This is a genomic window from Parafrankia sp. Ea1.12, assembly GCF_900465275.1.
Taxonomy (GTDB): Bacteria; Actinomycetota; Actinomycetes; order Frankiales; family Frankiaceae; genus Parafrankia; species Parafrankia soli.
On record NZ_UBIZ01000397.1, the window covers coordinates 1 to 11606 of the forward strand.

The following is an 11606-nucleotide window of genomic DNA, read 5'->3' on the forward strand; positions in this document are numbered from 1 at the left end:
GGTCAGGGGAGTCCGATGCCGATTATGATCCCCGCCCGCCGGGCCTGGGGACAGGTACGGACACCGCCCGGGCCCAATCCGTCACCCGTGGGTCGAAAGGCGACAGAACGCGCGCCCTGTCGGCGCCTGCCGTGGCCGGGCCGGATGTTGCCGGCACGGGGGCCGCGGTGGCGGAGACCGCCGTAGCGCGGGCCGCCCGGGCCGGACCCGCGACGGTGTCCGCCACGCCGCGGGTGGCGGTACGGCGGGGCCCGTCGGCGGTCGGCTCCGGTGCGTCAGCGCGGTTCATTCGGTGCCGTGCTCCGCCTCTTCCAGCAGCAGGCGCAGCTCGAGCCCGAGCGAGCGAGGTTCGGCCAGCGGAGACCGGAACAGCACCCGGACGGCGTCGGCGCCGTCGGGGCCGATCCGCCACATGTCCAGGCCGGCCCGGTCGAGCGAGGTCACCGACGCGCCGATCACCTCGTCGGCGCAGATGCTTCCGGCCGCCGTGACGCCGCGCGCGGCGAGCTGGCGCATCTGGGCGGCGTGGGCCTTGTTGAGGTGCTCGATCAGGTCCGGGGCGTAGGCCGTCACGAGGTCGGGCTCGGCGAGGGCGTACGAGGTGAGCTCGACGCGGCGGGCCGGCCCGAGCGACGACCAGCGGCCGCCGGGGCGTGCCGCCGCGTCGCGCCGCGCGCCCCGCGCCCGGCGGGTGACCCGGGACCGCCGCGGGGCCGGAGCCTCCACGACCTCCGTGCCCGCCGCCAGTTCGGCACCCGCCGCTTCCGTGCCGGTAGCCAGTTCCGTGCCCGCGGCCAGCTCGGCGTGTGCGGCTTCGGTGCCTGCCGCGAGCTCGGTCGCGACCGGCACGGAGCCGGCGGCTGTCCGGTCGGCGACCGTCCGGTCGGCGACCGGTGCCCGGGTGGCGCCGGCCGGGGCTTCGGCGCGGCCGGGCAGGCAGATGAGCACCTCGTCCACGGCCACGGAGAGGACACGCAGATCGGAGATGTCGCCGGAGGTCACCGTGATGCTGCGCCCCAGGTTGCCCAGGCGTTGGACGAGCTCGTCGGCGGTCTCCGCCGCCGAGGCCAGCACCCCCGCGAGGACCAGGCGCTCCCCGTTGTGGCCGGGCACGTCGACGCGTGCGCGGCGGCCGGAGTCCGCGCACCGCGCGGGCGGGCTGTCGGCGCCCACGAGCAGCAGGGGCTCGCCGCCGTCGTCGATGAGTCCGACCCAGCCCCGAACGTGGGCGCAGGGCAGCGTGAGCAGCGCGCAGCGGCCGCCGGCGAGGATGGTCCTCGCCTGCTCAGCCAACACGGGCATGTCGACGTCCGAGCTTGGACTCGTCACCGGGCCTCCTCCTGTCATCAGGTAAGGCTTACTTAAGTCGTCGAGAGCCCGATGGTCAAGCCTTTCGTCCGGTTGTGGTCCCCTGTCTCAGATCAACACTGGTCGCGATTCCCAATGTCCGCGCAACGCGGTCCCGGAAGGGCACCGCGATCCGGTTCGCGGGCGGAGGATTCTAGGCTGTCGTGGTCGGGCAGTGTCTCGCCCCTCGAGAAGGAGGTGCCGGTGATCTTCAAGTTGGTCGGTGACGGTCGCCCGTACCCCGATCATGGTCTTGGCCAGCGGGACTGGGCCGCCATCCCGCCGCGGCAGGTGCGGCTCGACCAGCTCATCACGACGAAACGGGTGCTGGCGCTCGACGTCCTGCTGGACGAGGACTCGACGTTCTACGGCGACCTGTTCCCCCACGTCGTGGAGTGGGGTGGGGCGCTCTACCTGGAGGACGGCCTGCACCGCGCCGTGCGCGCGGCGCTGGCGCAGCGGACGTCCATCCACGCCCGGGTGCACGTGCACACCGCGGCACGGCCGGTGGGCAGGCTCAGCCACCAGTGACGCCGGGCCGGGCGCTTCCCGCGCTCCAGGTCCGGGGCCTGGTGGCGGCGGTGCGGGCCCGGCTCAGTCGTTGGTGATCTCGTAGGTCACGTAGGTGTCCTCGCCGACCTTGGCGAAGACGTAGCGCGGGCACGCCGACCCCGGCCGGTAGGCCGCGATGGGCCGAAGCACGGGGGAGCGCATGACCTGCTTGAGCCGCCCGCCGGCGAGCTTGCGTGCCTGGGCCCCGGAGACATCCGCAGTCTCCTGGCGCTCGTACCATCCACCGCAGTAGTGGATGTCGTGGGGGCGTGACGTCCAGGCCGGCGTGTGGAAGACCCAGAGCAGGTAGGCCGTACGCATGATCAGGGCCAGCAGGGCGATCGTGATCAGAGCACGGACGAGGTTCCCGGCCCGGTTCGTGGCGAGAACGGGACTCACAACTCCGGGAGCCTAGGGCAGCTACCCCCGTTCCGGGGCAAGCCGTCCCTTCCGGCCGGGGCGTGTCGCGTGCGCGCCCGCCCGCCGACGCCCCGGCTAAACAGCACGACCGGGCCCGTCCGCGGCCCCACCGACGTGCTCGTCCGAGCTGCCACCCGCGTTGTCTGCTGTGTGGTCTCCCGGCTGCCCGCCGGCGCAACCGGCCGCGTGCCCGGCAGTGGGGTCGGCAGCCTGCCCGGCGAGGTGCCCGGATGCGTGCCCGGCGAGGTGCTCGGCCGGGGGCAGGTCGAGGGCCGGGTTGCCGTCGAAGAAGCCGTCCGGGCGCAGCTCGAAGCCGATCCGGCTGACCGGCATCACCGGCCAGTCCTCCGGGCGCACGACGTGGTGCGCCCCGAAGCTGTACCAGACGACGATGTCGGTGTCGGCGACCGGCCGGTCCGCGGCCGCGTACTGCGGCAGGCCCTCGTTGCCCGCGTTCTGGTTCGGGTAGCGGCCGGCGGCGTACCGCTCCCGCTCGTCGTGCGCGGTCACCCACAGGTTGCGGGACGCGAACCGCCCGCGCGCCGCCTGGTGCGAGTCGGGATGCGCCAGCAACGGCGCCGTGTGCCCCGGGACGAGCCGGTAGGCCACCGGGCGGCCGAGCGGGCCCTCGACGCGCGGGTTGGTGATCCGCCAGAACCGCGCGACGGACGGGTCGACCCTGCGCTGGGCGTGGCGCTCCGAGTCCAGCAGCGTGTCCTGGGTCCGCCAGGCGACGCCCGTCGGGTTGTCCGGGCCGATCGGGTCGGGCACCGAGTCGATCTCGTGCACCGAGTTCGGGCCGCCGTCGAGTTCCAGGTCCAGGCGCACGTTGAAGAAGTGCTGGTGATGCGGCCCGTACAGGCCGGGCGCCACGAGCACCCCGTGCGACGGCGACTCGCCCGGCCGCACCGCCCCGGTCGAGATCACCCCGGTCAGCTTCACCTCGAACTCGATCGAGCCGTCCAGGTAGAGGTACCAGAAGAAGCCGTACTCGTAGTTCCCGACCGTGCAGATCATCGAGATCACCAGCCGGCGCATGCGGCGGACCTCGACCTGGCCGGTCCGGAAGTCGGTGTGCTTCCAGGCGATGCCGGTGTCCTCCTCGTGCAGGCACACCGCGTTCGGGATCGCCACCGGGTTACCGTCGGAGTCGTTCACCACGGCGTCGAAGTACCGGATGTCACCGAGGCAGTCGCAGCCGAGCCGCAGCGAGTTGGCCATCACCCCGACCCCGTACTCGCCCATGTCGAAGACGTTCTTCACCCGGTGCGTCGGCGCCGGGTCGCCGTACGGGACGAACATCTCCGACACCGACGCGCGCTGCAGGATCGGCCGCCGCCGGCCCCGGTCGGTGTACGCGACCTGGTGCAGGATGAGGCCCTCGCGCGGGGTGAAACCGATGCGCAGGTCCCATTTCTGCCAGCGGACGGCGTACCCGTCCACGGTGAAGCTGGCGCCGCGCGGTTGGGTGACCTCGATCGGGCGCAGGTCGTCGCGCAGCCGGTCGAACGCGGGGACGTTCTCCGGGGCGGCCGTCATCAGCGCCGGTGCGTAGTTGCCGGGGCGCGGCGGCAGCGGCACGGGGCCGTCCGGGCCCTGGCCGTGGTCGGTCACGTCGATGACGGCCATCGCCTCGAGGTCGACGACGACCTGCAGTCCCTCCGCGGGCCGGGCGTAGCCGTTCTCGCCGGGCCCGGAGCGGACGAACGTCACCGGGCGCGCGATGCGCCGCCGGGCAGGGTCGTCCTCACGCCCGGTGTAGCCCGCGGACCACGGGTCGATCATCGCGAGGGAGAAGTCGGTGACCCCGCGCCTGCGCATCGCCGCCTGCCAGTCCGGGTCGGCACGGACGACGTCCTCGCAGGCCAGGAACTCCTCCATCATCATCGCCGTCTGCACGCCGGGGACCGCGTACATCTCCACCACCGTCCCGGCGGACAGCGACACGACGGCCTCGTGGGTCAGCCGCGCCCCGCGCTCGTGCAGGACGCAGAACGCCTGCCGGTCCGGCGCGGCCAGCTCCTCGCCGACGTCCCGCTCGGCCTCGCGCGACACCATGGCGGCTTTTGGTGGCTCGTTCAGTTCGACGGAAACGAAACGAAACTCCGGCCCGAGCTTCTCGCTCGCCCGCAGGATCGCGGTGGCCCGGCCGATCTCGGCGGCGGACAGCGGTTCGAGGGGATGCGCCGGTCGCGCCGGGATCGTCCCGGGCTCCGGGGACGCACTGACCGTCATGGCGACCTCCACCAACATCTCGGGTGCGTGACCCGGCACGCAAGGGACTGGGCCACCCAAAAGTAGAGGTCGCCGAACGCGGGCCATCGGCGGCCCGTTCGGCGGTTTCCGGACGTCCGAAATGGACGCCGGTCAGCATTTCCCGAGATGGGCCTCGGCAGGATTCCCGCAGCAGGTCCGGTCAGGACTCCGGAGGTGGGTACTCCCGGAGGTCAGGACTCCCGGAGGTAGGTGAGGACGGCGAGGACCCGGCGGTGGTCCGTCCCGGAGGACTCCAGCCCCAGCTTGGCGAAGACGTTCGAGATGTGCTTCTCCACCGCGCCGGCGCTCACCACGAGCGCAGCGGCGATGGCCGTGTTCGACCGGCCCTCGGCCATCAGCCCCAGCACCTCGCGCTCGCGCGGGGTGAGCGTGGCCATCGGATCGTTGCGGCGGCTGCGCACCAGCAGCTGCGCGACCACCTCGGGATCCATCACCGTCCCGCCGGCGGCGACGCGCCGCACCGCCTCGACGAACTCACGGACGTCCGCGACCCTGTCCTTGAGGAGGTAGCCGACGGCACCCGCGCCGTCCGCGAGCAGCTCGCTGGCGTACTGCTTCTCCACATACTGGCTCAGGACGAGCACCGGCGTACCGGGTACCTTGTCCCGCGCGGAGATCGCGGCGCGCAGCCCCTCGTCGCGGTGCGACGGCGGCATGCGCACGTCCACCACCGAGACGTCGGGCCGGTGCTCGACGATCGCGGTGACCAGGCCGGGGCCGTCCCCGACCGTCGCGACCACCTCGCAGCCGGCGTCGGTCAGCAGGCGGCGGATTCCCTCGCGCAGCAGCACGGAGTCCTCCGCGATCACGACCCGCACAGCACATCCTCCTCGCGTCCGTCCGGCGGCGTGAGCGGGTCGCCCGGGCGCAGGATCGCCTCGGTCAGCATGGTGACGTAGACCCCGCAGTCGGTATGCCCGTAGTTGCTGGAGAGTTCCTTGAGTATCCGGATGTCACGGATCCCCGTCTCGGGATTGACGGTCGTCGCCGCGCAGCGTGGCGTCCGTGCGAGCACGCGCGCGCGGGCGGCGCCGAGGCCGAGCTCCATGCCGGCCCAGCCGAGCTCCGCCCACGGTGCGATCCCGTCGATGTAGACGTTCGCCCGGAACCGCAGCGGGTCGACGGGCTCGCCGACCCGCTCCGCGAGATCCCGGACGGAGGCGAGATTGATCACCGAGATGGCGTGCATGAACGTGTCCCCGCCGGCACCCGTGTCGGTGAAGCGGTGCCGCCCGCGGGCGGCGACGAGCCGCGGCCGGCCGCCGAGCCGGGACCCGAGCACCGCGAGGACGTAGTCCTCCAACTCGGCGCGCCCGGCCGGGGTGTTCAGGTCGACCCGGCGCACGTCGACGAGCCCGTCACCGGGCCTGGCAGCGGGGCCGCCACCGGGCCCGTCGCCGGGGCCGTTACCAGGCACGTCGCCGGTGTGTGCCGCCTGCTCGCACAGGCCGAAGGTCAGCATCCCGGACGCCGGGTCGAACGAGCTGCGGATCCGCGCGAGCGCCTCGTCCTTCTGGAGCATGACGAAACGGGTCTTGGGCAGGACCTCGGGGTCTTCCTCGTCGAACATCGTGTCCGGGCGGGCGAGTGCGAACATGCGGTCACCGGGGACGCTGTCGCCCGGATGGAGCGGCACCTCCGGGAGCGCCTCGGGTGTCATCCCCTTCAACGGGTACCGGAAGAGCCGGACGACGCGGCCCACGGCGGGGCTCGCGGTCGTGCCCGCCTCGCTGCTGTCGTCCATGCCCGTGCTCAACCTTCCATCCCCGAAACCGCCGGTGTGGGCCGAAACTGTCAGTGGGCCGAAACTGTCGGAGCCGGGTGAAACCGTCTCGTCATGTTCCGCGCGACCGTACGCTCAGACCGTCATGGTCAGTGCTCGGATCACCCCTCGGACCACCTCCCGGACGGCGCGCCTCATACCCGCCCTGGCCCGGGGCGCGGGTGCGGCGCTTCTCGCGTTCCTGGTCGGTGCGCTGTGGCTGGTCGCGCTCGCCCGCCCGGCGTCCGCGCACACCGTCGGCGGGGCCGGCCCGACGAACTACCACACCACGCTCACCGGGGACCCGGCCGTACCCGGTGTGCGGCTGAGCGTCGTCGAGAACGGGAACCGGGTGCGGCTGGTGGCCACGGCGGGCTTTCCCATCCTCGTCGAGGGATACGAGAAGGAACCCTACCTACGCCTCGACACCCGCGGAGTGTGGGAGAACCGGCGTTCCTCGGCCACGTACCTCAACGCCAGCCGCACCGGCGACGACCCCGGCCCGGCCGACGTGGTCGACCCGTCGGCCCCGCCGGACTGGGTGCGGGTCTCCGCGGCGCAGGGCGGCCGCGTCGAGGCGTTCTGGCACGACCACCGGGTCCACTGGATGGGGTCGGCGGACCCGCCCGCGGTGCGCGCGGCGCCGGACCAGCGGCACCGGATCCAGGACTGGTCCGTCCCGCTGACGGCGAATGGGCGGCAGGCCGTCTACACGGGGACGCTCGAGTGGATCCCCGGCCCGTCGCCGCTGCCGTGGGCGGCGGGCACGGTCGCGGTGCTGGCCGGCACCGCCGCGCTGGGTCTCCTCCGGCAGGCGCGGTGGCCGCTCGCGGCCGTGCTGGCCGGTCTCGTCGCGGCCGACGCGACGCACTCCGCGCTGGTCGCGGCGGCGAACGCGGACGGCCGCCTCGACGCCTTCGTCTGGGGCAACGCCGTGCAGATCGCCGTGTGGGCGGGCGCCCTGGCCGGCGCGGTCCTCGTCGTCCGGCGCTCGCCGACGGGGCTCTACCTGGCGGTGAGCGCCGGGCTGCTGATCGCCGTCCTCGGCGGCCTGCCCGATCTCGGGGTGTTCGTCCGCTCGGGCACGCCGGTGGTCGGCCCGGTGCTCGTGGTCCGGGTGGTCACCGCGGTGACGCTGGGCGCTGGCGCGGGGCTGGGGCTCGCGGTGTGGCTGACATTGCGGCGTCAGCCCGAGATGTCCGTTTCATCCGGAGCGCCGGAGGTGCCGGGGGTATCCGGGGTGTCCGTCCCGTGACAAGGAATGTGGTCCTTGGCGCCAGTGACGTCCCCGCGTGGCAGGCTTGCTGACTGTGACAGGTATGCCGGGAACGAGCAGGCTCGCGAGAGCGGCCGTCTTCGGTGTCTCCTCGGCCTGCCTGGCGCTCGCGGCGCACGTCGCCGCGGGCGGGGAACGCCCACCCGCCCTGCTGGTCGCGGCCGGCGCCGGGCTTCTCACCCGGGTCGCCTACGGCCTCGCCGACCGGGAACGCGTGCTGGGGCAGATCCTCGGGGCCGTCCTGGCCGCGCAGGCCACGCTGCACACCGCCTTCGTTCTCGCGACGCACCACCCCCCCGGAGCGGGCGGAGCCGGCTCGGCACCGACCGCGGTCGCGGTGGTGGGGCCCGGGGTCGGTGAGCACCTGGTGGCCTCCCTGTTTCCCGGCGGGTCGATGGTTGCCGGGCACGCCTGCGCCGCGTCGTGCGTGGCCGTGCTGCTGCACCGGTGCGAGCGGCGCCTGTGGTCCACCGCGGCGCTGCGGTTGGCGGTGGAACGCGCCGTCACCGCCGTGGCGCGGATGACGTCCAGCGTGCTCGCCCGGCTGCGCGCCGCGGGGCGGATCGTGCCGCTCGCCGCGGCGGCGCGGCCGCGGGTCGCCGCCGCGCCGGTGACCTCGATGCCCGGGCGGGTCGCCGGCGGCGGGGCCGGTCCGGGGATCCGGTGGCACGCTCATGTCCTCCTGCTCGGAACCGACGCCGCACGGCGCGGGCCGCCGACCCGTCGACCGGGGTCGAGTCTCCGACCGGCGCTCTGACAGCGCACGGCGGAAGCCGGCACGCACGCGTCCGGAAGGTCCGCGCCGCTCGCGACGATGCGGCCTGCGATGCGGCCGTCGTGACGCTGCCGTGTCCTGACGTCGCCGTCCTTGCCGGTGCTGTCCTCGGCGGTGCTGTTCGTGGCCGTGCCGCCTGGGCCCGCGCCCGCCGCTTCGCGTCGGCGCCGCCGGCCGTGCCGAGACGACCCCGGTGCTCGGGTCAGCAAATCCGATCACCGACGGAAGGCCCGACCGGCCTTCGAGGAGGACTCCGATGTCCCGCACCATCCGCACAGCCCGGCTCCGCCGTGGGGTCCTGTGCGCGCTCGCCGCCGCGGCGGGCACCATCGCGCTCGCCGTGCCGGCGTCCGCGCACGTCACCGTGTCGCCGGCGGAGGCGGCCGCGGGCGGCTACGCGACCCTGTCGTTCAAGGTGCCGACCGAGAGCGACACGGCGTCCACCACCGGGATCGACGTGCAGTTCCCGACCGACGCGCCGATCGCGTCGGTCACCGTCCAGCCCAAGCCCGGCTGGACGTACAAGGTCACCAAGGGCGCGCCGCCGGCGCCGCTCACCGTGCACGGCAGCCAGGTCAGCGAGATCGTCACCCGGATCACCTGGACGGCGCAGGACGGCGGCGGCATCAAGCCGGGCGAGTTCGACACCTTCAGCGTCTCGGCCGGCCCGCTACCGGAGAAGGGCGACCAGGTCGTCTTCAAGACCCTGCAGACCTACTCGGACGGCGAGGTCGTCCGCTGGGTCGATGTCGCGGCGGCGGGTGCCGCCGAGCTGGAGCACCCGGCGCCGACGGTCACGCTGACCGCCGCCGCGGCGGCCGGCCACGACGACGACGGTGACGACACCGCCAGCATCGAGTACACGGCCGCCACGGAATCGGACTCCACGTCGGACGGCACGGCACGCGCGCTCGGGATCGCCGGGCTCGTGCTGGGAGTCCTCGGGCTGGCCGCCGGGGCCTTCGCACTGATCACGACCCGCCGGCGGGCCTGACCCCGCGGGGTGCCTCCCACCCGCCGGTGGGAGGCACCCCGCACTCGCAGACACCGGCCGGCCGGGGTGACACCCCCGCCCTGGGCGGAACATCACCCGGAACGGAACATCATGACCGGATCCGAACGAAGGGGCTTGGAGCGTGGCGCCGGCCGCCGGCGCGCCGGCGAGCCCTCCCGCCGCCACGTAGGCGCCCGCAGGGTGCTGGCGGTCTGCGCGCTCGCCGCCGTCGCCGTGCTGGGCATGGCGCTGCCCGCGTCGGCGCACGCGGTGCTCACCGGCAGCGACCCGGTGGGCGGAGCGGCCCTCGACACCGCTCCCGCCCGGGTGACCCTGACGTTCAGCGAGTCCGTCTCGGTCAAGTCCGATTCGATCCGGATCCTGGACACCGCCGGCGCCCGCGCCGACGAAGGCGGCGCGCACGCCGGTGCGGCGGCGTCGCAGGCGACCGTCGCCCTGCGCGCCGGGCTCGGCCGGGGCACGTACGTGGTGAGCTGGCGAGTCGTCTCCGCGGACAGCCACCCGGTCGGCGGCGCGTTCGCGTTCGGGGTCGGAGGCCCGCCCGACGCCGGCGCAGCGGCTGCCCTGCCCTCGGGCGGCGGCGGGTCCCGGGTGGTCGGGGTGGCCCTGGGCACGGCGAGGTTCATCGCGTTCGCCGGGGCTGCGCTGCTGATCGGCGCCACCTTCTTCGTGGCCGTCCTGTGGCCCGCCGGGGGGCGCCGCTCCGCCCCGGTCCGGCTGATCGCGGCCGGCTGGCTGCTCAGCCTCGTCGGCGCGGTCGGGATGCTCCTCTTTCAAGGGCCCTACACGGCCGGGTCCGGAATCTCCGGCATCTTCCGCGGTGACCCGCTGGCCACCACCCTGGACGGCCGTTACGGCCAGCTCCTGGCGATCCGCGTGCTGGCGCTGCTGCTGGCCGTGCCGCTGCTGCGCCGGCTGCGCGACCCGGAGATGATCGAACCGGGCGACGACGGCGTTCGCCACCCGTCCGGGGCCGGCCGCCGGGGACTGGTGGAGCTCGCCGGCCTCGGCCTGGCGCTTGTGGTGACCATGGCGATGATCGGCCACGCGAGCGCGGGGGAGACGGTCTGGCTGGCGACGGCCAGCGTGACCCTGCACACCGCGGCCATGGCGATCTGGCTGGGCGGGCTGTGCGTGCTCGGCCTGACCCTGCTCGGCTGGTCCGGGCAGGGCGCGGGCGACGGCCACGGCAGCAGCACCGGCAATGACACTGGCGATGACGGCGTGGGCCGCGACGCGAGCCTCGAAGGCGAGCCCGTGCCACCCGCCCACGCGGTCGAACTGGCCCATGTCCTGCCACGCTGGTCGAGGACGGCGACGATCGCGATCGCCGTGATCGTCCTGACCGGGGCCTTCCAGACCTGGCGGGAGATCGGCGAGTTCGGGGCGCTGTTCGACACGACCTACGGCCGGTTGCTCCTCTACAAGCTCTGGTTCGTCCTCGGCGCGCTCGGGCTGGGGTTCCTCGCCAGGCGCTGGGTGCTCCGGCACTACCACCCCGAGCCGGGGCCGCAGGTCACCTCGATCGCCCTCACCGGGCTGCGCCGTGGCGTGCTGTTCGAGGTTCTGATCGGTGCCGTGGTCCTGGCGGTCACCGCGATCCTGGTGAACACCATCCCGGGCCGGGACTCCTACGCCCCGCCCTTCGCCAGGACCACCGTCGCCGGCCCGCTCACCGTGGACATCAACGTCTCGCCCACCCGCACCGGGGCGCAGACGATGCACGTCTACACCTACGACCCGCAGGGCCGGCCGCAGCGGCTGGTCGAGGCCAGCGGGGAGCTGAGCCTGCCCTCGGCGGGTGTCGGCCCCCTACAGGTCCCGCTGGTGGAGGTCGCTGACGGCCACGCCGTGGCCGAGGGAGTGGGCGTGCCCCTGCCCGGCCAGTGGCAGCTCCGCTTCACCCTGCGCATCAACGACTTCGACCAGTACGTGACGACGGTCTTCTACGACGTCCGCTGAACTCCGCCCGCTCCGTTGCCTCGGCCGCGTAGGGACTGGCTGAGGCAACGCGCTTCGGTTGAGCTACTTCCGACTCGGGATTAGACCGGGACCGGGCTCTGCACGTCTTGGGCGCCCGACGGGAGGCGCTGGTCGCCGGCCGGTCCCGGTGCGGTCGTCGCCGGGGCCGGTGCCTCACTGGTCGGCGGCGCCGGGGCCGGAGCGGTGCTCGGGGGCGGGG

Annotated in this window: 10 protein-coding genes; 5 read left to right on the plus strand and 5 right to left on the minus strand. The window is 73.9% G+C overall.

The features are described 5' to 3' along the window. Nucleotides 1-285: 285 nt before the first annotated feature. A complete protein-coding gene (locus FMEAI12_RS22835; protein ID WP_112107780.1) occupies nucleotides 286-1329 on the minus strand; it encodes a DUF2470 domain-containing protein in 1044 nt (347 codons plus the stop codon). A gap of 222 nt (nucleotides 1330-1551) precedes the next feature. Between FMEAI12_RS22835 and FMEAI12_RS22840 the strand changes: the two genes are divergently transcribed. After that, nucleotides 1552-1878: a type II toxin-antitoxin system VapB family antitoxin gene (locus tag FMEAI12_RS22840; protein WP_071064952.1), complete on the plus strand. Its 327-nt coding sequence runs from the start codon at nucleotides 1552-1554 to the stop codon at nucleotides 1876-1878. 63 nt (nucleotides 1879-1941) lie between these two features. Here FMEAI12_RS22840 and FMEAI12_RS22845 read toward each other — a convergent pair whose 3' ends face one another. The 4 genes from FMEAI12_RS22845 to FMEAI12_RS22860 form a co-directional block, all read right to left on the minus strand. Then, entirely contained in the window at nucleotides 1942-2298 is a 357-nt protein-coding gene (locus FMEAI12_RS22845; protein ID WP_020464623.1) for a hypothetical protein, read from the minus strand. A gap of 96 nt (nucleotides 2299-2394) precedes the next feature. Continuing rightward, nucleotides 2395-4554, minus strand: a complete 2160-nt coding sequence (locus FMEAI12_RS22850) for a primary-amine oxidase (protein WP_235014333.1) — start codon at nucleotides 4552-4554, stop codon at nucleotides 2395-2397. 212 nt (nucleotides 4555-4766) lie between these two features. Beyond that, nucleotides 4767-5414 carry a response regulator transcription factor gene (locus FMEAI12_RS22855; protein WP_018504007.1) on the minus strand — a complete coding sequence of 216 codons (648 nt, stop codon included), beginning with the start codon at nucleotides 5412-5414 and terminating at the stop codon, nucleotides 4767-4769. Further along, nucleotides 5402-6340 (minus strand): MOSC domain-containing protein, encoded by a 939-nt coding sequence (locus FMEAI12_RS22860; protein WP_112107781.1) that lies wholly within the window; start codon nucleotides 6338-6340, stop codon nucleotides 5402-5404. The genes FMEAI12_RS22855 and FMEAI12_RS22860 overlap by 13 nt, the downstream gene beginning before the upstream one ends. Before the next feature lie 124 nt (nucleotides 6341-6464). Here FMEAI12_RS22860 and FMEAI12_RS22865 point away from each other — a divergent pair, with 124 nt between their 5' ends. From FMEAI12_RS22865 to FMEAI12_RS22880, 4 genes are all read left to right on the plus strand, one after another. Continuing rightward, on the plus strand, nucleotides 6465-7613 hold the full coding sequence (locus FMEAI12_RS22865; RefSeq protein ID WP_112107782.1) for a hypothetical protein: 1149 nt from the start codon (nucleotides 6465-6467) through the stop codon (nucleotides 7611-7613). Nucleotides 7614-7677: 64 nt separating this feature from the next. Continuing rightward, nucleotides 7678-8391, plus strand: coding sequence for a hypothetical protein (locus FMEAI12_RS22870; RefSeq protein ID WP_112107783.1), 714 nt, complete (start codon nucleotides 7678-7680; stop codon nucleotides 8389-8391). A gap of 274 nt (nucleotides 8392-8665) precedes the next feature. Continuing rightward, nucleotides 8666-9403 (plus strand): YcnI family protein, encoded by a 738-nt coding sequence (locus FMEAI12_RS22875; RefSeq protein ID WP_112107784.1) that lies wholly within the window; start codon nucleotides 8666-8668, stop codon nucleotides 9401-9403. A 111-nt stretch (nucleotides 9404-9514) separates the two neighbouring features. Then, nucleotides 9515-11386: a copper resistance protein CopC gene (locus tag FMEAI12_RS22880; RefSeq protein ID WP_112107785.1), complete on the plus strand. Its 1872-nt coding sequence runs from the start codon at nucleotides 9515-9517 to the stop codon at nucleotides 11384-11386. Nucleotides 11387-11606 lie beyond the last annotated feature (220 nt).

Bases quoted from the DNA above. Each gene is read 5' to 3' on its own strand.
- FMEAI12_RS22880 (WP_112107785.1), top strand. From the start codon at position 9,515: ATGACCGGATCCGAACGAAGGGGCTTGGAGCGTGGCGCCGGCCGCCGG.
- FMEAI12_RS22860 (WP_112107781.1), bottom strand. From the start codon at position 6,340: ATGGACGACAGCAGCGAGGCGGGCACGACCGCGAGCCCCGCCGTGGGC.
- FMEAI12_RS22875 (WP_112107784.1), top strand. From the start codon at position 8,666: ATGTCCCGCACCATCCGCACAGCCCGGCTCCGCCGTGGGGTCCTGTGC.
- FMEAI12_RS22870 (WP_112107783.1), top strand. From the start codon at position 7,678: ATGCCGGGAACGAGCAGGCTCGCGAGAGCGGCCGTCTTCGGTGTCTCC.
- FMEAI12_RS22865 (WP_112107782.1), top strand. From the start codon at position 6,465: ATGGTCAGTGCTCGGATCACCCCTCGGACCACCTCCCGGACGGCGCGC.
- FMEAI12_RS22850 (WP_235014333.1), bottom strand. From the start codon at position 4,554: ATGACGGTCAGTGCGTCCCCGGAGCCCGGGACGATCCCGGCGCGACCG.